At 70.5% G+C, this 20206-nt stretch carries 18 protein-coding genes and 1 pseudogene; 11 read left to right on the plus strand and 8 right to left on the minus strand.

Annotation, left to right across the window (positions count from 1 at the left end; all coding sequences use genetic code 11):
* Positions 1-77: 77 nt before the first annotated feature.
* The 7 genes from G4Z16_RS09760 to G4Z16_RS09785 all read left to right on the plus strand — a co-directional run bounded on the left by G4Z16_RS09760 (position 78) and on the right by G4Z16_RS09785 (position 9414).
* Positions 78-668, plus strand: a complete 591-nt coding sequence (locus tag G4Z16_RS09760; protein WP_246530765.1) for an urease subunit gamma — start codon at positions 78-80, stop codon at positions 666-668.
* Positions 665-2437 (plus strand): urease subunit alpha, encoded by a 1773-nt coding sequence (locus G4Z16_RS32430; protein WP_246530766.1) that lies wholly within the window; start codon positions 665-667, stop codon positions 2435-2437. Before G4Z16_RS09760 ends, G4Z16_RS32430 begins: the two co-directional genes overlap by 4 nt.
* A gap of 82 nt (positions 2438-2519) precedes the next feature.
* The gene (locus G4Z16_RS09765) at positions 2520-4202 is read left to right on the plus strand and encodes an amidohydrolase (protein ID WP_197350465.1); all 1683 of its coding nucleotides are present in this window, start codon (positions 2520-2522) and stop codon (positions 4200-4202) included.
* Positions 4199-5590 carry an MFS transporter gene (locus tag G4Z16_RS09770; RefSeq protein ID WP_197350466.1) on the plus strand — a complete coding sequence of 464 codons (1392 nt, stop codon included), beginning with the start codon at positions 4199-4201 and terminating at the stop codon, positions 5588-5590. The genes G4Z16_RS09765 and G4Z16_RS09770 overlap by 4 nt, the downstream gene beginning before the upstream one ends.
* Positions 5587-7338 carry a thiamine pyrophosphate-binding protein gene (locus G4Z16_RS09775; RefSeq protein ID WP_197350467.1) on the plus strand — a complete coding sequence of 584 codons (1752 nt, stop codon included), beginning with the start codon at positions 5587-5589 and terminating at the stop codon, positions 7336-7338. The genes G4Z16_RS09770 and G4Z16_RS09775 overlap by 4 nt, the downstream gene beginning before the upstream one ends.
* Before the next feature lie 200 nt (positions 7339-7538).
* On the plus strand, positions 7539-8399 hold the full coding sequence (locus tag G4Z16_RS09780) for a DUF4097 family beta strand repeat-containing protein (protein ID WP_197350468.1): 861 nt from the start codon (positions 7539-7541) through the stop codon (positions 8397-8399).
* Between the two features lies 1 nt (position 8400).
* Complete coding sequence (locus tag G4Z16_RS09785) at positions 8401-9414, plus strand: PadR family transcriptional regulator (protein WP_197350469.1); 1014 nt, start codon at positions 8401-8403, stop codon at positions 9412-9414.
* Positions 9415-9438: 24 nt separating this feature from the next.
* On the opposite strand, the gene G4Z16_RS09790 is transcribed toward G4Z16_RS09785, so the two are convergent.
* A complete protein-coding gene (locus G4Z16_RS09790) occupies positions 9439-10029 on the minus strand; it encodes a Uma2 family endonuclease (protein WP_197354284.1) in 591 nt (196 codons plus the stop codon).
* Between the two features lie 603 nt (positions 10030-10632).
* Between G4Z16_RS09790 and G4Z16_RS09795 the strand changes: the two genes are divergently transcribed.
* A complete protein-coding gene (locus G4Z16_RS09795) occupies positions 10633-11154 on the plus strand; it encodes a DUF6624 domain-containing protein (RefSeq protein WP_197350470.1) in 522 nt (173 codons plus the stop codon).
* A 55-nt stretch (positions 11155-11209) separates the two neighbouring features.
* Here the strand turns inward: G4Z16_RS09795 and G4Z16_RS09800 are convergent, their stop codons facing one another.
* The 4 genes from G4Z16_RS09800 to G4Z16_RS09815 form a co-directional block, all read right to left on the minus strand.
* Positions 11210-12172, minus strand: a complete 963-nt coding sequence (locus G4Z16_RS09800; RefSeq protein ID WP_197350471.1) for a zinc-binding dehydrogenase — start codon at positions 12170-12172, stop codon at positions 11210-11212.
* 91 nt (positions 12173-12263) lie between these two features.
* The gene (locus G4Z16_RS09805; RefSeq protein ID WP_197354285.1) at positions 12264-13016 is read right to left on the minus strand and encodes an amino acid ABC transporter ATP-binding protein; all 753 of its coding nucleotides are present in this window, start codon (positions 13014-13016) and stop codon (positions 12264-12266) included.
* Positions 13017-13021: 5 nt separating this feature from the next.
* On the minus strand, positions 13022-13984 hold the full coding sequence (locus G4Z16_RS09810) for an amino acid ABC transporter permease (RefSeq protein ID WP_197350472.1): 963 nt from the start codon (positions 13982-13984) through the stop codon (positions 13022-13024).
* A gap of 227 nt (positions 13985-14211) precedes the next feature.
* Positions 14212-15168, minus strand: a complete 957-nt coding sequence (locus tag G4Z16_RS09815) for an ABC transporter substrate-binding protein (protein ID WP_197350473.1) — start codon at positions 15166-15168, stop codon at positions 14212-14214.
* Positions 15169-15819: 651 nt separating this feature from the next.
* Here G4Z16_RS09815 and G4Z16_RS09820 point away from each other — a divergent pair.
* On the plus strand, positions 15820-17016 hold the full coding sequence (locus G4Z16_RS09820) for an NAD(P)-dependent malic enzyme (protein WP_281393680.1): 1197 nt from the start codon (positions 15820-15822) through the stop codon (positions 17014-17016).
* A 129-nt stretch (positions 17017-17145) separates the two neighbouring features.
* On the opposite strand, the gene G4Z16_RS09825 is transcribed toward G4Z16_RS09820, so the two are convergent.
* Entirely contained in the window at positions 17146-17979 is an 834-nt protein-coding gene (locus tag G4Z16_RS09825; protein ID WP_197350474.1) for a class I SAM-dependent methyltransferase, read from the minus strand.
* An 87-nt stretch (positions 17980-18066) separates the two neighbouring features.
* On the opposite strand from G4Z16_RS09825, the gene G4Z16_RS09830 reads away from it, so the two are divergent.
* Positions 18067-18753 (plus strand): CGNR zinc finger domain-containing protein, encoded by a 687-nt coding sequence (locus G4Z16_RS09830; RefSeq protein ID WP_425508065.1) that lies wholly within the window; start codon positions 18067-18069, stop codon positions 18751-18753.
* Here G4Z16_RS09830 and sodX read toward each other — a convergent pair.
* A pseudogene (gene sodX, locus G4Z16_RS09835) lies at positions 18699-19118 on the minus strand (nickel-type superoxide dismutase maturation protease); the annotation flags it as partial. The gene G4Z16_RS09830 and the pseudogene sodX sit on opposite strands and share 55 nt — an antisense overlap.
* Positions 19119-19259: 141 nt before the next feature.
* Between sodX and sodN the strand changes: the two are divergent.
* Entirely contained in the window at positions 19260-19655 is a 396-nt protein-coding gene (sodN, locus tag G4Z16_RS09840; RefSeq protein ID WP_028434210.1) for a superoxide dismutase, Ni, read from the plus strand.
* Between the two features lie 203 nt (positions 19656-19858).
* On the opposite strand, the gene G4Z16_RS09845 is transcribed toward sodN, so the two are convergent.
* On the minus strand, positions 19859-20182 hold the full coding sequence (locus tag G4Z16_RS09845; RefSeq protein ID WP_197350476.1) for a hypothetical protein: 324 nt from the start codon (positions 20180-20182) through the stop codon (positions 19859-19861).
* Positions 20183-20206: the final 24 nt, after the last annotated feature.

Below are 20206 nucleotides of genomic sequence, written 5' to 3' on the forward strand. Positions count from 1 at the left end.
TTCCGCGCACCGCGAGCAATCCTGGGTCGATCGCTCGCGTCCCCCCGACCGGCCGGTCGACCACGGAGGCTTCGACAGTGCATCTGACTCCTCGCGAGAAGGAACGGCTTCAGCTGTTCACCGCCGCTGAACTGGCGCGCAAGCGCCGCGCCCGCGGCCGCCGCCTCAACGCCCCCGAGGCCATCGCCCTCATCTGCGACGAGGTCCTGGAGGCCGCCTGGGACGGGCTGACCATGGACGAGGTGATCGCGGTGGGCCGCGCGGTCCTCACCGAGGACGACGTGATGGAGGGGGTCGCCGCGATGGTGCCCACCGTCCAGGTGGAGGCGCTCTTCCCGAGCGGGACGTCGCTGGTGGCCGTCGACAACCCGATCGGGCCGGGCGGCAGCACGAAGAGGGAGCGGATGGAGGCGCCGGGTGCCGTCCGCACGGCACCCGAGCCCGTACGCATCAACGAGGGTCGGCGGACGCTCCGGCTGACCGTGCGGAACACGGGCGACCGCGCCGTCTACGTCTCCTCGCACTATCCGCTCGACGAGACCAACGAGGCACTGCACTTCGACCGTGACGCGGCCGCCGGCATGCGGCTCGACATCCCCGCGGGCACGGCGCTCGTCTTCGAACCCGGCGGCGAGCGGGAAGTCGAACTGGTGGAGGCACATCCATGAGCACCCACGTCGACAGGCGCACCTACAACGCGCTCTACGGCCCGACGACCGGCGACCGCATCCGGCTCGGCGACACGGGACTGTGGGTGGAGGTCGAGACGGACGACGGCACCCCGGGCGACGAACTGCTCGGCGGCTGCGGCAAGACCGTTCGCGACGGGCTGCTCGCCTCGCCACGCTCGGACCGCGACTCGGCACTCGACATGATCATCACCAACGTCGTGCTGCTGGATCCCCGGCTGGGCGTGCGCAAGACGGACATCGGCGTGAAGGACGGGCGGGTCGTGTCGGTCGGCGGCGCGGGAGGTCATCACGCCACCGGCGCCAACGGCACCGGCGCGAACGCGGCGGGCTCCCCGGGCTCCGCAGGTTCCACGGGCTCCACGGGTTCCGCGGGCTCCGCCTCCGACGGCTTCGCCGTGGACTCCCACACCTCGATGGTCCCCGGTGAAGGGCTGCTGGCCACCCCCGGCATCGTCGACAGCCACGTGCATCTCTCCTCGCCCGAGATCGCGCCCGCGGCGCTCTCGGCGGGCGTGACGACCGTCGTCGGCATGGGCCTGGGCGGGATGTGGGAGATCGGCTGCAACCCGGCCCGCAACCTGCACACCCTGATGAGCGCATGGCGTGGCACACCGCTCAACGTGGCGTTCCTGGCGCGGGGTTCGTCGAGTTCGCGCACGCTCCTGGACGAGATCGTGCTGGCGGGCGCCGGAGGCTTCAAGATCCATGAGGACTTCGGGGCCACTCCGCGCATCGTCGACACCTGCCTGGGCGCGGCGGAGCACGCCGACCTGCCGGTGGCGCTGCACACCGACTCGATGAACGAGTCCGGCTACTTGCGCGACACCGTCGGGGCGACGCGCGGCCGCACCGTGCACGCGTACCACGTGGAGGGCGGAGGGGGGCATCCGGACCTGCTGGAGATCCTCTCCGAGGCGAACATCCTGCCCTCGTCGACGACTCCGACCGTTCCCTACACGGTCAACACCGTCGAGGAGCTCTTCCCGATGACGATGACCGTCCACCGGCAGAACCACCACATCGAGAGCGACGTGGAGATCTCCAAGGGCCGCATCCGGGCGCACGCCATCGCCGCCGAGAACTCCCTGCACGACCTCGGTGCGATCAGTATGGTCAACTCCGACTCGATGGGCATGGGCCGTATCGCCGAGACCGTGCGGCGCACTTGGCAGCTCGCTCACCTCCAGGCCGCACGCTGCGGGGAGACCGGCGTCGAACACAGCGCGAACGCACGGGTGTTGCGCTATCTGGCGAAGATCACGCTCAACCCGGCCGTCGCGCACGGCATTTCGCACGAGGTCGGCAGCGTGGCGCCCGGACAGCTCGCGGACATCGTGCTGTGGCATCCGGCCTGGTTCGGCACCAAGCCCGAACTCGTCATCAAGAGCGGCTTCGTGGCGTGGGGCAACACCGGCTCGGGTTCCGGGTCGACGCGCCTCACGCAGCCCCGCACGTACCGGCCGTACTACGGCGCGCTCGGCGACGCGGCCTCACAGCTCGCCCGCGTCTTCGTCGGCGCGGAGGCACTGGCGGACACGAGTTCCCGCAACTCCCTTCCGGACGGGCTGCGTTACGCGGCCGTGCGGGACAGCCGCGGCCTCTCGCGCGCCGACATGCTGCACAACACGGCGACGCCGCGCGTCGAAGTGCCCCGCTCCCCCGGGCCCGTCCTCGTCGACGGCGAACCCACCGCGACGGAAGCCGCCACCGGGGTCCCCCTGGCCCAACTCCACCATCTGGCCTGACGTACCGCGTCCCTGACCTGAGGCGGACGCAGACCCGGGGGCGCGGACGGGGAACGGCGACGAGGAGTACGGAGTACCACGCATGCGACTTGATCTGATCGTCCGGGACGCGAACGTCGTCACCCTGGACGAGGACCGCCCCTCCGCGCGGAGCATGGGCGTGCTGCACGGCCGCGTCGTCGGCATGGACGAGGAGATCGAAGGGCTGCGCGCCCACCGCGTCCTGGAGGCGGGCGGGGCCACCGTGGTGCCGGGGTTCAACGACGCCCACTGCCACACCGCCTGGTACGGGCTCACGCTCTCCCAGCTCGACCTGTCCACCGCCCGCTCCCTGGACGAGGTCTACGCGGCTGTCGGCCGGCACGCGGGAACCCTCCCCGAGGGCGCGTGGGTCGTCGGCGCGGGGCTCGACCACCACAGGACCGGAGGCCGCCCCCACCGCGAAGCGCTGGACCGCGCTGCCGGAGGCCGTCCCGTATGGCTCAAGCACAACTCGGGGCACCTGTGTTACGTCAGCAGCGAGGTGCTGCGGCGCGCCGGAGCGCTGGACCCCGGCTTCGAGGCGCCCGTCGGCGGAGTCATATCCCGCGACGCGGACGGCAGCCCCGACGGCCTGCTGGAGGAGACCGCGCAGCAGCTCGCGCAGGACCAGGTGCTTCCGTACCCGGTCGAGACGGTCGCCGACGCGGTCCAGGCCGCGACGCGCCGCTACCTCGCCGAGGGCATCACCAGCTTCACCGAGGCGGGCATCGGCGGCGGCTGGATCGGTCAGACGCCCGTCGAACTCGCCGCGTACCAACTCGCCCTGGAAACCGGGAGATTGAACGCGCGAGCCCAGCTGATGATCGCCTCGGACGCGCTGCACCCGCTGGTCGGCGCACACCCGGGTGACGGCATCACCACGGGACTCGATCTCGGGCTGCGCACGGGCCTCGGTGACGACCGGCTGTCGGTCGGCCCGGTGAAGATCTTCCTGGACGGCTCGCTCCTGGGCCGTACGGCAGCCGTCACCGAACCCTTCTGCGGCTGCGGCCACGCCCCCGGCGCCGGCAACGACCAGCAGACGGGGTACTTCCAGGACGACCCCGACGCGATGACCGGTCTCGTACTGGCAGCGCACCGCGCCGGCTGGAGCGTCGCCGCGCATGCGATCGGCGACCGGGCCGTCGACCTGGCCCTCGACACGTACGAGCGCGCACAGCGCGAACATCCAGGCCCGGACGTGATCCACCGCATCGAGCACGCCGGGATCGTGCGCCCCGAGCAGCTGCGGCGCTTCGCCGAACTGGGCGTCGTGCCCGTGCCGCAGCACAACTTCCTCGCGGCATTCGGCGACGCCATGGCGGCCAACCTCGGCCCGGAGCGCACCGGTTGGACCTACCGGCTCCGCTCGTTCCTCGACCTCGGGCTGAGCGTTCCGGGTTCTTCGGACCGGCCCGTCGCCCCCGGTGCACCGCTGCCCGCCATCGAGGCGATGGTGCGCCGGCTGACCGATTCGGGCGCGCCCTTCGGCCCGGACGAACGCGTCACCGCCGAGAGCGCGCTGCGTGCCTGGACGGTCGGCTCGGCGCGCGCGACGGGCGCCGAGCCGGCCAAGGGCCGTCTGCGCCCGGGCATGCTCGCCGACTTCGCCGTACTCGACGCCGACCCCCTCCGCACGGACGCCGACCGCATCGGCGCCATCAATGTCCTCGCCACCGCCGTCGGCGGTGACGCCGCCCACGATCCGCACCGTCTGGTCACCGTCCCCGAGGAGACCGAATGAGCACCCCTCCCCCTCCCCCGTCCCCCTCCACACCCGCATCCGATGTGACCGCGACCGCCGGGAAGACCACGAGCACCGCCGACATCAAACGCCTGCTGTCCGCGGCCTTCATCGGCACGGCACTCGAGTGGTACGACTACTTCCTCTACGGCACCGCCGCGGCCCTCGTCTTCAACAAGCTCTTCTTTCCGAGCCTGGATCCGGCCGTCGGCACCATCGCCTCGTTCATCACCTTCGCGGTCGGCTTCGTGGCCCGCCCGGTCGGCGCCGCCATCTTCGGGCACATCGGCGACCGGTACGGGCGGCGAACGGCGCTGATCATGACCGTCGTGCTGATGGGCGTCACGACCGGCTGCATCGGGCTGCTGCCCGGCTACGGAAGCATCGGCATCTGGGCACCGGCGCTGCTGGCCACGCTCCGCTTCCTGCAGGGCATCTCCGTGGGCGGCGAGTGGAGCGGTGCGATGCTGCTGACGCTGGAGCACACTCCCCGTGAGAAGCACGGCAGTTACTCGGCCGTCCCCCAACTCGGCTCCCCCGTCGGCACGTTGCTCTCCAGCGGCGCCTTCGCACTGGTGGGGATGCTGCCCGACGCGGCGTTCTACTCCTGGGGCTGGCGCATACCGTTCCTGTTCGCCTTCGTGCTGCTCTTCGTCGCCCTCTACATGAGGCTGCGGATCGAGGAATCCCCCGTGTTCAAGGCGATGATGGCCGAGAGCGAGAAGAACGGGCCGCCGCCCGCGCCGCTGCTGGAGGCCTTCCGCCGCACCTGGGGACGGATCCTCATCGGGATCGCCGCCGCGTTCCTCGGCATCGGGGGCTTCTTCCTGCTGACGACGTTCATCATCTCCTACGGCACCGAGCAGCTCGGCGTGGACAAGTCCGTGATGCTCAACGCGACGCTCGTCGGTGCGGTCGTCGAGATCGGGGTGCTCGTGGTGGGCGGCCGGATCGCCAACCGGGCCGGCCCGTGGAAGGTGTGCGTGGTGGGCGGCATCGTCTCCGTGCTCGCGGCCTTCCCGACCTTCTGGCTCGTCGACACGAAGAGCACCCCACTCGTCGTCCTCGGCGTCGCGCTGGGCATCGGTGCGATCTCCATCCCGTACGCGCCGATCGGTGCCGTCGTCTCCGGGATGTTCCCCGAGAACTTCCGCTACAGCGCCGTCGCCATGTCGTACAACCTGGCGGGCGTGCTGTCCGGGTTCGTTCCGCTGGTGGCCGCCTCGCTGCTGGGCCTCTCCGGTGGTGCCTCGTGGACCGCCGCCTTGCTGCTGATCCTCATCGCGGGGTGCACGGCCGTCGGCTCGTACCTCGCCGGTCCGCAACTGGGCAGGCGTCTGGGCCACGACCCCAGCAAGCAGCACGAGACGTCGAAGGCGATCGCGTGACACAGGGACAACAGCAGCAGGAGCAGCCGCAGTCGCAGTCACGGCCGGAACGGCAACTCCCGCGCACCGGCGGGCAGATACTCGTCGACCAGCTGGCGGCGCACGGCGTCGGCACGGTATTCGGGGTGCCGGGCGAGAGCTATCTCGAGGTCCTGGACGCGCTGCACGACTCCTCCGTGAGGATGGTCGTCTGCCGCCAGGAAGGCGGCGCCGCCTACATGGCCGAGGCCGCGGGCAAGCTCACCGGCAGCCCCGGCGTCTGCTTCACGACCCGCGGCCCCGGCGCGGCGAACGCGCTGGTGGCGCTGCACACCGCTCACCAGGACGCGACGCCCCTGATCCTCTTCGTCGGTCTGGTGCCGCGTGGCCACACCGGCCGTGCGGGGTTCCAGGAGTTCGATCTGCGCGGCACGTTCGGCGCGAACGCCAAGCTGGTCGAGACGGCCGACGAGGCGGCGCGCCTGCCGGAGATCACGGCCCGCGCGTTCGCCGTCGCGACCGGCGGCAGGCCGGGGCCGGTGGTCGTCGGGCTGCCCGAGGACATGCTCACCGACACGGCGCGCGTACCCGACGCGCTGCCGCTGCCGGTGCCCGAGGGCGCCGTGTCCGCGGAGCAACTCCGGGAGCTGGAAGCCCTGTTGGTGCAGGCGGCACGCCCGCTGGTCGTGCTGGGCGGCAGCCGCTGGACCCAGGCCGCGCGCAAGGACGTGCGGGCCTGGGCCGAGGCATGGTCGCTCCCGGTGGCCGTCGATTTCCGCTGCCAGGACCTGATACCCGGGGACAGCGACATCTTCGCCGGGAATCTGGGCTACGGACGCTCCGGCGCGCTCGCCGAACGGCTCGCCTCGGCGGACCTGCTGATCTGCGTCGGCGCAGCGCCCGGCGATGTCAGCACGGACGGCTACACGCTGCTGGAGCAGCCTCAAGGACCGGATGCCTCACGGCGGATCGTCCATGTGCTGCCGGAGTGGCCGCCGCCCGGCGCCTGGCACCGCAGCGACCTCATGCTGCTCGCCGCACCGGCCGCGTTCGCCAGGGCCGTCGCGGATCTCCGGCCCACCGCGCCCGTCCCGTGGGCCGACATCACACGTGCGGACCGCGCCGCCCATCTGGAGTTCAGCCGTACGCTGCACGACCCCGAACCCCTCGATCTCGGCGCCGTGTTCGCCACGCTCGACGCGCGGCTCGACGCCGACGCCGTCGTCACGTTCGGCGCCGGCAACTACGCGCTGTGGGCGCAGCGCTTCCTCACCTACCGGGAGGGCATGCGCCAACTCGCGCCCCGAAACGGCTCGATGGGCTACGGCGTCCCCGCGGGCGTGGCCGCCGCCGTCACCATGCCGGGGCGGCAGGTCGTCACCTTCGCGGGCGACGGCTGCTTCCTGATGAACGGCCAGGAACTCTCGACCGCCGTCGCCGAGGACGCGGCGCCGCTGATCCTCGTCGTCGACAACGGCACCTACGGCACGATCCGCAAGCACCAGGAACTCGCCCACCCCGGGCGGGTCAGCGGCACCGACCTGGTCAACCCGGACTTCGCCGCCTACGCCCGCGCGTTCGGCGCCCACGGCGAAACGGTCAGCGTCACCGAGGAGTTCGGCCCCGCCCTGGAGCGCTCGCTCGCCAACTGCCGTTCCGGCAGGGCCGCGTTGATAGCGCTGCGTCCCGCCGAGGGCCGCCTCGCCCCGGGCATGACGGTCGCCTCCCTGCGGGAACAGGCCACCCGGGAGTCCGCCGGACCCCGGTGAACCCGTCCGGGAGGCGACCGGGCACCCTGACGGCACGGCCACGCGAGGGCCGGCACGTACTCCTGCTTGCCTCCCGGCCCACACACGACATATCGTGTTCCTGAGCGAACGCGATATGTCGCTGTGCGCCGTGGCTTCCGGCGACGGCGCGCGGCGGTGTTCGGGCTCGCCGCCGCCGTACGCCTACCCGGGAGGCCGCCGTGCCCGCCGAACGCTCCTCGTGGTCGATCTCCGAGCCACAGACCCTCCAGATCGACGACCCCGTCGAATCGCTCCAGGTACGCATCGTGGGCGGCAGCGTCAATGTCGTCGGCACCGGCGAGCCCGGCGCCCGTGTCGAGGTCGGCGAGGTGGAGGGGCCGCCCCTCACGGTGACGCGCGAGGGCGACTCACTGGTCGTCGCCTACGAGGACGTCCCCTGGAAGGGCTTCCTCAAGTGGCTGGACCGCAAGGGCTGGAACCGCCACGTGGTCGTCTCGGTCTCGGTGCCCGCACATGTGCGGCTCTCCGTCGGCGTCGTCGGGGCCAGCGCCTTCGTCTCCGGCGTCACGGGACGTACGGATCTGCGCGGGGTCAGCGGCGACACCACCCTCGTCGGGATCGACGGCCCGGTCCGCGCCGAGACCGTGTCCGGCAACGTCGAGACGCAGGGCCTCACCGGCAGGATCGGATTCAACTCCGTCTCCGGCGACCTGACGGTCATCGACGGCCGGCCCGCCGTCAAGGCCGACTCGGTCAGCGGCTCCATGATCCTCGACCTGCACACCGGCGGCAGCGACGGCGAGACGGACGTCGCCGTCGGCACCGTCTCCGGCGAGGTCGCCCTGCGCATGTCGAACCCCGTGGACGCCACCGTGGAGGTGAGCACCGCGAGCGGCGGCGTCTCCAGCGCGTTCGACGAGCTCAAGGTCGAGGGGCAGTGGGGCGCGAAGAAGGTCAAGGGCACCCTCGGCTCCGGCAGGGGCCGCCTGCAGGCCAGCAGCGTCTCGGGCTCCATCGCGCTCCTGCGGCGTGCCGAGCCGCTCCACGACGACGACCTCCTCCTCAGCAAGGACGCCTGACATGTCTCCCGTCTTCGCTCACGGCCGGCTCCGCCTCTATCTGCTCAAGCTCCTCGACGAGGCGCCACGGCACGGCTACGAAGTGATCCGGCTGCTGGAGGAGCGCTTCCAGGGCCTGTACGCGCCGTCGGCGGGCACCGTCTACCCGCGCCTGGCCAAGCTGGAGGCCGAGGACCTGGTCAGTCACACGACCGAGGGCGGCGGCCGCAAGGTCTACTCGATCACCGACGCCGGCCGCGCCGAACTGGCCGAGCGCGAGGACGAGTTGGCGGAGCTCGAGGTCGAGATCAGCGAATCCCTGACGTCCCTGGCCGCCGACATCCGCGAGGACGTCAGCGGCTCCGCCCGCGATCTGCGGCGCGAGATGCGCGAGCAGGCCCGCCGTACCCGCGCGGAAGGAACGGGCGGGCTTTCCGGCGGCTGGCCCGGCATGGCCGAGAAGGAGGCATGGCAGCAGGCCAATGAGGAGATGAAGCGGGCCAAGGAGGAGTGGAAGGAACAGGCCCGCCGCGCCAAGAAGGAGACCCAGCAGGCCAAGCGCCAGGCGAAGGAGGCCCAGGCTCGCGCGGCCGCCGTCGAGGAGGTGCAGCGCATCGCCCGGCAGGTGCAGGAGCAGGTCCAGTCACGGGCGAAGTCGGGCGACTGGCCGGGGGCGGTCCGCGACGGCATGTCCGAACTGGCCCGCGAGATGGGCAACTTGGGCCGCATCACGGAGCACGCCACGTCCTGGTTCCCGTATCTGCGGCAGGAGTCCTCCGAAGGCGGCGGCGAGGCGGCGGGCCCCCAGGCCCCCGACTGGGCGAAGGAGCAGGACACCCCGAGCGACGATCCCGGACGGGACCTGGAGCGCCTCCTCGACCACTTCCGCGATGACGTACGCGACGCGGCACGCGATCACGGTGTGACCGAACAGCAGCTGCGCGAGGCTCGCCGTCAGCTCTCGGCCGGGGCCGCCCACCTGGTCGCTCTCCTCAGCGATCCCGGACGCAACGGGGAGCGCGACCTCAGCGATTGAGCCGTCGCAGGACCGGTACCGTCCTCAGAACTGCCCGGTGTCCAGCTCGAACCCCAGCGGCTCGGGCAGCTCGATCGTCTTGGACAGCTTCGCCTCGGCCCTGCGGGTGTACGAGTCACCGGCAGGTTCGGAGAACACGACGACCTCGCCGGCCTCACGGTCGATCAGCAGATAGCAGGGAACGCCGGCGCGCGCATATCCCCGCAGCTTCGGCCCGCGGTCCTGCTGAGCGGTCGAGCGGGAAGTCACCTCGCCGACGAGCATGACGGGAGCGGGGTCGTGGTATTCGGCCTCGTCACCGAAGCTGCCCTTGGGGGCGATGACCAGGTCCGGGACCACCTTGCCGGTCGACGAGGCATCGGGGACGAACAGTCCGAGGCCGGTGTATGTGCGCAACTCCCTGTCCCTGCGACGTTCCGTCACCTGGTCCGACACCTCGGACACGATCTCTTCGTGCTCGCCGTTGGCCGGTGGCACCACGTGGATCTCCCCCTCGATCAACTCCACGCGCCACCCCTCGGGGGATGCCGCGCTCAACGCGTCGAAGGCGTGCTCCACCGATGACTCCGTACCGTCGCCGGCCGCCACGTCGGATTCACGCTCTGGGGCTGCCATCGTCACGTGGTCCTCCTTCGTCACCGGCCGACGATTCCAGGTTGGCTGCGTCGGCGCCGCCCGCGGCAGCGGACACTCAGTCGAAAGCGGCACAGGTGACGCTTTCGCGATGCACGCCCCCACCCGCCGTGCTGGTGCCAGGGCTGGTCACCCTGCCCGTGCAGGATTCCATTCTCCCCGCTCACAACCCCGCTCGCACCATCCCCGGAGACGATCTCCGCAGCGCCCGTCCGCTTGCCTGGAGCCCGGACGGGAGTCGGAGACCGAGCGAGAGGGAGCGGGACCCGATGGACGCGACGCTCACCGCACGGCACGGCGACCTCAGGTGCTGACCACCGCGGCAGCCGCACGCCGTGGAACTCGGTTTCCCCCACGACTTCCTGGCCGATCCGCTGACGCGCGCCATGATGTTCGGCGACGCGAGGATGGAGAAGGTCATGGCCTGAGCGCCGGCTCCGGCGGCGTCATGGGGCGCGACTCCGCCGCCCCTGCGCACCGGCCCTCGTGTCGCCCTGCTCCCGGATGATCTCCGCACGCTCCCGCCCGCCTACCCTAGAGCCCGGACGGGAGATGCGGAGAACGAGCGAGAGGGAGCGGGACCCGATGGACGCGACGCACATCGCACTGGCCGACGAGCTGAAGCGCATGGCGGCGGCCGACCACGAGGCGTCCGCCGGAGCTCTCAGTGAGGACTTCGCCGAACAGCTCCTCTGGCGCCGGCTCACCGCGCGGCACGGCGACCGCCTCAACGCGATCATGGCGGAGCACGGCTGGCCGACGGAGTCGCTGGTCGGCGAGGAGGCGGCGCGTGCGGCGTGGCTGATCGCGCAGCACGCGGACCGTCAACTGGACGTGCAGCGGCGGGCGTTGGCGCTGATGGAACGCGCGGTGGAGGCGGGCGAGTCGAGCGCTGCTCAACTCGCCTTCCTCCGCGACCGCACGTACGTCAACGAGGGACGCGAGCAGCCCTGCGGCACGCAGATCGCGACCGTGCGGGACGGCGAGCCCGTGCCGTGGCCCTGCGAGGAGCCGGACCGGCTGGACGAGCGCCGAGCGGAAGCCGGCATCGAGCCCTTCGCCGCCTACACCGCGCGGCACGCACCGCCCGCGTCCCCCGCCCTCTGACGGGACCGCTGACGGGGCCGACCTGCAGGTCCCTCAGACCGTCAGACCGTCAGCGTCAGACCGTCAGCACGACCTTGCCGAACAGCTCACCGTCCGCCATCTTCGCGAAGCCCTCACGGGCACGGTCCAGGGGCAGCGTCGAGTCGATGACGGGACGCACGCCCTTGGCGGCGCAGAAGTCCAGCAGCGACGCCAGTTCCTCCTTGCTGCCCATCGTCGAGCCGACGACCTTCAGTTCGAGGAAGAAGATCCGGTTGAGCTCCGTGGCGTCCGGGTTGGGGCCGCTCGTGGCACCCGAGATGACGACGGTTCCACCGGGCTTGAGGGACTTCAGCGAGTGCGACCAGGTGGCCGCGCCCACGGTCTCCAGCACCGCGTCGACGCGCTGAGGCAGCCGCGTACCGGTCTCCACGGCGGCCTCCGCGCCGAGTTCGACGGCACGCTTGCGCTTGTCCTCGTGCCGGCTGGTGGCGAAGACCCGCAGCCCGGCAGCGGCACCGAGCACGATGGCGGCCGTCGCGACGCCGCCGCCCGCGCCCTGGACGAGCACGCTGTCGCCGGGCCGTACGCCCGCGTTCGTGAAGAGCATCCGGTACGCGGTGAGCCACGCCGTCGGCAGACAGGCGGCCTCCGCGAAGGAGAGCTCCTTCGGCTTGGGCAGCACGTTCCACTTGGGCACGGCGACGCGTTCGGCGAACGTGCCCTGGTACTTCTCCGTCAGCAAGGTGCGCTTCTCGTTCGGGCCGACGCCGTGACCGGTGGCACCGATGACCGAGTGGAGGACGACTTCGTTGCCGTCGGCGTCGACGCCCGCGCCGTCGCACCCCAGGGTCATCGGCAGCAGCTCTTCGCCGAGGCCGACGCCACGCAGGGACCACAGGTCGTGGTGGTTGAGCGACGCCGCCTTGACGTCGACGGTCGTCCAACCGTCCGGAACCGTCGGTTCCGGACGGTCACCCAGCTCCAGCCCGTCCAGCGGCTGGTCCTTGTCGATTCGTGCGGCGTATGCAGCAAACATGATCCGGACGCTACTCGCGCGGGGGGCTGACCAGCCACCCCCCGCCCCGGCGAAGCGACAGATGTCACGGACGCGTGGAATGCGCTCGGCCTCACAGCACCTTCGAGAGGAAGGACTTCGTCCGCTCGTGCTGCGGGTCGTTGAGGACGTCCCGGGGGTTGCCCGACTCCACGACCACACCGTCGTCCATGAAGACCAGCGAGTCGCCGACCTCGCGCGCGAAGCCCATCTCGTGCGTGACGACGATCATCGTCATGCCGTCCCGGGCGAGGTCGCGCATGACGTCCAGCACCTCGCCGACCAGCTCCGGGTCGAGCGCGGAGGTCGGCTCGTCGAAGAGCATCAGCTTGGGCTCCATCGCCAGCGCGCGGGCGATGGCGACGCGCTGCTGCTGCCCGCCGGAGAGCTGCGCCGGGTAGCTGTCCGTCTTCTCGGCGAGGCCCACGCGGTCCAGGAGCGCGGCAGCGCGTTCCCGCGCCTTCGCCTTGCTCTCGCCCTTCACGAGCACCGGCGCCTCCATCACGTTCTCCACCGCGGTCATGTGCGGGAAGAGATTGAAGCGCTGGAAGACCATGCCGATGTCGCGGCGCTGCGCGGCGACTTCGCGGTCCCGCAGCTCGTAGAGCTTGTTGCCGTGCTCGCGGTAGCCGACGAGCGTGCCGTCGACGTACAGCCGTCCCGCGTTGATCTTCTCCAGATGGTTGATGCAGCGCAGGAATGTCGACTTGCCCGACCCCGAGGGCCCCACGATGCAGAACACCTCGCGCGGCGCGACCTCCAGGTCGATGCCCTTGAGCACCTCGACCGGGCCGAAGGACTTGTGTACGGCCTCCGCCTTGACCATCGCGCTCATGCGGCGCCTCCCGCTCCCGAGCCTGAGCCCGATCCCGTACCACGGCTGAAGGTGAACACCAGCTGCCGCGCCCGCTGCCACGGGGTTGCGGGCAGCTGCCGCGACGAGCCCCGCGCGTAGTGCCGCTCCAGGTAGAACTGCCCGATGCTGAAGACCGTCGTGATCACGAGGAACCAGATGGTGGCGACGAACAGCATCTCCACCACGGCGCCCGAATTGTTGCCGATGTTCTGCGACTTGCGCAGCACCTCCTCGTACTGCACGACGGCGCACAGGGCGGAGGTCTTGAGCAGGTTGATGAACTCGTTGCCGGTCGGCGGCACGATGACGCGCATCGCCTGCGGCAGCACGATCCGGCGCATGTTCTGCCCGTTGGTCATGCCGAGAGCCTGCGAGGCCTCGGTCTGCCCCTCGTCCACGGACTGGATGCCGGCGCGGCAGATCTCTGCCATGTATGCCGCCTCGTTCAGGCCGAGTCCCAGCAGGGCTGCCATGAACGGCGTCATGACGTCCGTCATCTCGTCCTTGTAGATCGGGCCGAGATTGAGGACGGGGAAGATCAGCGCGAGGTTGAACCACAGCAGCAACTGCACGTAGACGGGCGTGCCGCGGAAGAACCAGATGTAGCCCCACGCCACCGAGTTGGTGACCGGATTCTTCGACATCCGCATCACTGCCAGGACGATGCCGAGTACCAGGCCCATCAGCATGGACAGCACGCTGACGACGAGGGTGTTCTTGACGCCCTCCATGATCTGGTCGTTGAAGAAGAAGCTGCCGACCGAGCCCCAGGTGAGGTCCGCCTCCGCGAACGCCTTGACGACGAGGAGGAGGAGCACGATGACGACGGCGGCGGAGACGTAGCGGCCGTAGTGCCGCACGGGTATCGCCTTGATCGCCTCGGGTGCCGTGCCGGCGGATGGGGGCGCGCTGGGCGCCTTGTCGAGGGGTGCGGTCATGGAGGTTGCTGCCTGTCGATCGGTGGGCTGGGGGCACTCCCCCGGCGGGCCGGGCCCCGCCCAGCACTGGCTGGGGGACCCGGCGGGGCGCCTTGCGGGAGTGGCGGTCGCGGACTCGCGGACATCGCTGCCGGCGAGCGTCGGTGCGACGCCGGTTCGCGGTGGCCGTGGCACGGCCGGCCGGTCCGTGACGACTGGACCGGCCGGCCGGTGGGCCGCGACGCGGCTCAGGTACCGCTGTTGATCTTCGCCTCGGAGACTCCGCCGTCCTCGACGCCCCACTTCTTGAGCGCCTTCTTGTAGGAGCCGTCCTCGATGATCTTCGTCAGGGCTTCCTTGAGGGCGCCGCTGAGCTCGTCGTTGCCCTTGGAGACGGCCATGCCGTACGGCGCGGACTCCATCTGCTCGCCGACGACCTCGAAGTCGTCGCCGCTCTTCGCGGCGTTGGCCGCGACGGGGAAGTCGGAGATGTCGGCGACGACGCCGCCGGCCTTCAGCCGCACGCGCGCCTCGTCGTCGGTGTCGAACGGCTCGATCGTCAGCGGCCGCTCACGGTTCTTCTTGCACTTGTCGATCTGCTTCTTGAGGATCTCGTGCGAGGTGGTTCCGCGCTGCGTGGCGACCTTCTTCCCGCACAGCTGGTCGACCGACTCGATCTTCTCCGGGTTGCCCTTCTTGACGAGGATCGAGGAGCCGGCGGTGAGGTAGTCGACGAAGTCGACGCCCTTGCCGACCTTCTTGCCCTTGTCGTCCAGGCCCTCCTGCCGGTCCTTGGTGTCCGTCATCGACGACATGATCATGTCGAAGCGGCCGGTCTGCATGGAGGTGATCAGCCCGTCGAAGGTGCCGTTGGTGAACTGGAACCGCACACCGAGCTGCTCGCCCATCGCGTTGGCGAGGTCGGGGTCGAGTCCGACGATCTTCTGCCCTTCCTTGTACTCCATCGGCTTGTACGCGGCATCCGTACCGACCTTGATGACGCCCGCCTTCTGGATCTTCTTCGGCAGCTTGTCGAAGAGCGGGGCCTTGCTGCCCTGCTTGTCGGCGCCGCCGCCCGCGGAACCGGTCTGGTCGCCGCAGCCTGTCAGCATCAGGGCGCCGGTGACCAGCACGGCTATGGGCGCGGCCATACGAGCGCTGCGGCGGCGCACGTCCGCCGGGCGCCGGGAGTTGCGTGCGGTCATTGCGGGGTCCTCCTGCGGATGAGGGAGCGTCCGGTCGGGCACACACCTTCGGGTGTCGCGACCGCGTAAGGATGCTGCCGATGGATGGTGGAAATCCTGCCATCCGTTCGAGCGGTTACAGAGGACTCGCGAGTCAAAATCGGATAACGGAGGCCCGGTTCCGCATACAGGGCACTAACGCGTCGCATACACCGCGTCGCGTTCCGTTGGACCGGAGACCCGCAGGAGACCTTGAGCACATCCGCGGGTTACGCCGAAGACCCTTCACCGACAGGTGTGTTGTGGTCGAGAGATAGTCGACCCCCGCACACGTTCGGACCGTTCTGTCGGTTAATGTCCGGTTGCCTGCTCTCGGTCATGGGGAAAGCGGGTCGTAACCGACGGGCTTCGTCCGGTACAAAGGTCGATTACACCCCTCACCCGGGGACCAGGGCGCGTGTGCGGCGCGCCCGGCGTTCGCTCCTCCCCCTCGGCCAGCGGGCCGGGGGACCCGCCCCCTCGGCCCAGGGCCTGAGGGGATCCACAACCGGGCCTCGCCCGGGGCTCCCACCAGGGCCATGGACCGCGCGGCCGGCGTACGTGGTGCCCGCCCGTTCCTCAACCAGGGAGCGGCCTCTCTCACAAAGGTTTTTCGACAAAGGGGTTCGACAAGTGGCAGCGGAGATCGTCAATTCGAAGGACGGACTGGACGAGGACGTGATCGATCCGGCCTTCGCTCTGCACCGTGGCGGGAAGATGGCCGTGCAGGCCACCGTCCCGGTCCGCAACGCGGACGAACTGTCCCTCGCGTACACGCCGGGCGTGGCCAAGGTCTGCAGCGCCATCGCGCGCCAGCCCGAGCTCGTCGCGGACTACACGTGGAAGTCCCAGGTGGTGGCCGTCGTCACGGACGGCAGCGCGGTGCTGGGGCTCGGCGACATCGGCCCGGAGGCATCCCTCCCGGTGATGGAGGGCAAGTCCATTCTCTTCAAGCAGTTCGGCGGCGTGGACGCGTTCCCGGTCGCGCTGGACTGCCGCGAGACCGACGAGATCGTCGAGACCGTCGCGCGCCTCGCACCGTCCTTCGGAGGCGTCAACCTGGAGGACATCGCGGCACCCCGGTGCTTCGAGATCGAGGCAAAGCTCAAGGAACGCCTCGATGTGCCGGTCTTCCACGACGACCAGCACGGCACGGCGATCGTCACGCTCGCGGCGCTCCGCAACGCCGCACGCCTGACGAACCGCGTGCTCGGCGACCTGCGCACCGTCATCTCGGGTGCGGGCGCGGCGGGTTTCGCGATCGCCAAGATCCTCGTGGAGGCGGGCATCGGCGACGTCGTGGTGTGCGACCGCAAGGGCGTCGTCTCCGCGGACCGAGACGATCTCACCGACGTCAAGCGGGAGTTGGCGGGCTTCACCAACAAGGAAGGGCGCACCGGTTCCCTGGAGTCGGTGATGGACGGCGCCGACGTCTTCATCGGCGTCAGCGGCGGCACGGTGCCGGAGTCGGCGGTGGCCACACTCGCCGAGGACTCCTTCGTCTTCGCCATGGCCAACCCGAACCCGGAGATCCACCCGGACGTCGCCTCCAAGTACGCGGCGGTCGTGGCCACGGGCCGCAGCGACTACCCGAACCAGATCAACAACGTGCTGGCCTTCCCGGGGGTCTTCGCCGGCGCCCTGCAGGTGCGGGCGACCGACATCACCGAGGGAATGAAGCTCGCCGCGGCCGAGGCCCTGGCGGCCGTCGTCTCCGACGAGTTGAGCGCCGACTGCGTCATCCCGTCGCCGTTCGACGAGCGGGTCGCTCCCGCCGTGACGTCCGCGGTCGCCGCGGCGGCACGCGCGGAAGGCGTCGCCCGCCGCTGACCTCGCCGTCACCCGGCTCCGGCGCGGGATGCGCGGGAGCCGGAACGGCCGGACAAGCGCGTGAGGGCGGTACGGGCAGCCTCTGCCCGTACCGCCCTCACGCGCATACGGCTTCGCGGCGCGCGGAGACTACTTCAGGCCCAGCACGAGCGCGTCGAGGGGCGAACTCCACACCGGCCGTGCCTCCGCGAAGCCCGCCGCGCGCAGCAGTTCGGCATGGCGGGCCGGGGACTGCACCTCGCCGTCGGAGTGGTCGCCGGCGAGCGGGTTGCCGATGGTGCGGAAGCGCACGGCGACGGCGTCGGCCACCGCGGGCTCCCGGGACAGCCCGTCCCACCAGGCGGCCCAGTCCTGCTTGCCCAGCTCCTCGGCCTGCTCACGACGCGCCTTGTCGAAGGTGTGCGCGGCCTCGTTGATGCGGGGCGTGGTCTCGTCCGGCATGTGGTCGGCGTTCATGAACACACCGCCGTCGCGCAGCACGCCCGCGATCTGCCCGTAGAGCACGCCGAGTTCGTCGGTGCGCAGCCAGTGCAGGGCGGTGGCGGTGAGCACGGCGTCGTACGAGCGGTGCGGGAGCTTGTCCGTCCACTCCGGGTCGGTCAGATCCGCGCTCACGAACTCCACGCGCTCGTCCCCCGCGAAGTAGCCGCGCGCGATCATCAGCAGCGCCGGGTCGAGATCGACTCCCGTGCACTGCGCCCCGGGAAAGCGGCGCAGCAGCCGCCGCGAGATGCTGCCCGTGCCGCAGGCCAGGTCGAGCACCACGGGCCCGGGGGCGCCGGAGCCGTCCTCCTCTGCGGGGGCAGAGGGAGCGGCCAGGGCCTCGGTCATGTCGAGCATGACCCGGAACCGCTCCTCGCGGTCCGGGAGGTAGAACTCCTGCTGCCGGTCCCAACTCTCCTGCCATGCTCGCCAGTCCGCACCGGCTCCTGCGATGTCCGCGTCGTCCGTGTAGGCAGCCACGCCATCCTCCTGGATGTAATACTCTCTGACCGAACTCGCTCATTACCTGCACGGCCGACGATAGCCCCGCTGCTGTAAGGACCACAAGTGGAACTCAGCTATTACTCCGACTTCGCGGTGCGCCTGGTCAACACCGAGGAGCCCGAGCGCGGCGTGGACACCCTCACGTCGGTCGAGTCCGTGCGGGAGCTGTGCGGCGCCAACCGGCAGACGGCCCGCCGGGCGACGGAGGCCGACGTGGCCCGGCTGCGGGCCGTACGGACGCGGCTGCGCGCCGTCTTCGGCGCCGCCTCCGAGGGCGACGAGACGCGCGCCGTGGACCTTCTCAACGCGCTGCTCATGGAATTCCCCGCCAGCCCTCAGATCAGCGGTCACGGCGACCTGGCGGCCGACGGACGCCCGCGCTGGCACATGCACCTCGCGGAGCACCCCGTCACGGCGGCGGCCGGTTACACGGCCACGGCCTGCATGGGCCTCGCCTTCCACCTGACCGACCTGGGCGTGGAACGGCTCGGGATCTGCCAGGCGGCGCCGTGCAGCAAGGCGTACCTGGACACCTCCACCAACCGCTCCCGCCGCTACTGCTCCGACCGCTGCGCAACGCGCGCCAACGTCGCCGCCTACCGCGCCCGCAAGCGCCTGGAGAGCCGGGACAGCAAGGACGTCAGGGAAGACGACGACGCGGAGGCCGTACCGGAGCGCCCCGCCGGCAGCACCACCAGCGGCCGCACCGCCGAGAAGACCCACGGCAGTACGGGCCGCAGCGAGCGCTGAGGGCCCCGCGGAGGCCGCAGCCGCACCCAGGCACGCGCCACCATCAGGTCGTCCGGGACGGCGCCGAACTCCCGGCTGTCATTGCGCACCTGCGAATTGTCACCGACCACCCACCAGCCACCCGAACGGCGCTCCACGGCCCGTTTGACGATGAGCAGGTCGTGCTGGAGCGGGTGCCGCAGCAGAACCACGGCTCCGGGGCGCACGCGGGAGCCGTACTTCACGACCAGACGGTCACCGGGGCGCAGCGTGGGCAGCATCGACGGGTTGTAGACCTCGGCGAGCCCGATCCGCTTCAGCAACCCGCTCAAAGCCCCGCTCCTCTGCTGTCCGTACCCTCGCGATTCCCGCACCCGCTCCGGCATCTGTGCGCCTCACCTCGGTCCCGTCCTCACGTTCGCCCAACACTGGACTTTTGTCCTAAGCCCTCGGGGGCACACGCGAAAAGGCCTCCCCTACGGAGTAATCTCACAGGTGAGAAGACGATCACGAGGAAGGACGGCTCTATGCTTTCCCGTCTGTTCGCGCCCACGGTCAAGGTCAGCGCCCACTGTGACCTGCCCTGCGGTGTCTACGACCCGGCGCAGGCCCGCATCGAGGCGGAGTCGGTCAAGGCCATCCAGGAGAAGTACCAGGCCAACGACGACCCGCACTACCGCGCCCGCGCCACCACGATCAAGGAAGAGCGGGCCGAACTGGCCAAGCACCACGTCTCGGTGCTGTGGAGCGACTACTTCAAGCCCCCGCACTTCGAGAAGTACCCGGACCTGCACCAGCTGGTCAACGAGACCCTCAAGGCCCTCTCCACGGCCAAGGGCTCGACCGACCCGGCCACTGGCCAGAAGGCCCTCGACTACATCGCCCAGATCGACAAGATCTTCTGGGAGACCAAGAAGGGCTGACGCCCTTCGTCCTCCCGGGCTTCGACCGCACCCGGTTCGTCACGGCGCCTCACGAAGGTGTCCACGTCGAACCGGGTGCAGTCTTCTTCGCCCGGCCACATACGCGCGCACCGCGCCGACCGGCGCCTTGCGCGCTCAGGCCCATTCGGTCCTTCAGCGGCGGCAGTTGAGGAGCCGCGGGGTCGGGAGCGTCCCCGGGCCGTTCAGAGCTGTTTGACGGTGTCCGCGGCAACCTTCAACGGGAGCTTCGGGTGCCGGCGGCGCAGGGCGCGGACCGCCTCCGCCAACCCCTTCTCGTCGCGGATGCGGCGCAGGTCGGCCTGGTCGAGGGAGCTGACGAACTCCTCCTGCGTCCCGAACTCGCGTCGGTACCAGTCGCTGCGCCGCCTGCGCTGCGCGTACGCCTCGGCCAGGCCGGGGCAGAGGATGACGAGGACGAACCCCACGACGGCCAGGGGGCGCTGGTGCGCGGACAGGGAGACAAAGGCCAGGAAGAGGCCACCGATTGCCAGGCACCACAGCAGCACGCGCGGACCGTACAGGGGATTCAC

The sequence above is a fragment of the Streptomyces bathyalis genome, assembly GCF_015910445.1.
Taxonomy (GTDB): domain Bacteria; phylum Actinomycetota; class Actinomycetes; order Streptomycetales; family Streptomycetaceae; genus Streptomyces; species Streptomyces bathyalis.

Coding starts and splice junctions, on each gene's coding strand:
- G4Z16_RS09795 (WP_197350470.1), top strand. CDS start 10,633: ATGGACGCGACGCACATCGCACTGGCCGACGAGCTGAAGCGCATGGCG.
- sodN (WP_028434210.1), top strand. CDS start 19,260: ATGCTTTCCCGTCTGTTCGCGCCCACGGTCAAGGTCAGCGCCCACTGT.
- G4Z16_RS09770 (WP_197350466.1), top strand. CDS start 4,199: ATGAGCACCCCTCCCCCTCCCCCGTCCCCCTCCACACCCGCATCCGAT.
- G4Z16_RS09800 (WP_197350471.1), bottom strand. CDS start 12,172: ATGTTTGCTGCATACGCCGCACGAATCGACAAGGACCAGCCGCTGGAC.
- G4Z16_RS32430 (WP_246530766.1), top strand. CDS start 665: ATGAGCACCCACGTCGACAGGCGCACCTACAACGCGCTCTACGGCCCG.
- G4Z16_RS09810 (WP_197350472.1), bottom strand. CDS start 13,984: ATGACCGCACCCCTCGACAAGGCGCCCAGCGCGCCCCCATCCGCCGGC.
- G4Z16_RS09805 (WP_197354285.1), bottom strand. CDS start 13,016: ATGGTCAAGGCGGAGGCCGTACACAAGTCCTTCGGCCCGGTCGAGGTG.
- G4Z16_RS09790 (WP_197354284.1), bottom strand. CDS start 10,029: ATGGCAGCCCCAGAGCGTGAATCCGACGTGGCGGCCGGCGACGGTACG.
- G4Z16_RS09765 (WP_197350465.1), top strand. CDS start 2,520: ATGCGACTTGATCTGATCGTCCGGGACGCGAACGTCGTCACCCTGGAC.
- G4Z16_RS09815 (WP_197350473.1), bottom strand. CDS start 15,168: ATGACCGCACGCAACTCCCGGCGCCCGGCGGACGTGCGCCGCCGCAGC.
- G4Z16_RS09785 (WP_197350469.1), top strand. CDS start 8,401: ATGTCTCCCGTCTTCGCTCACGGCCGGCTCCGCCTCTATCTGCTCAAG.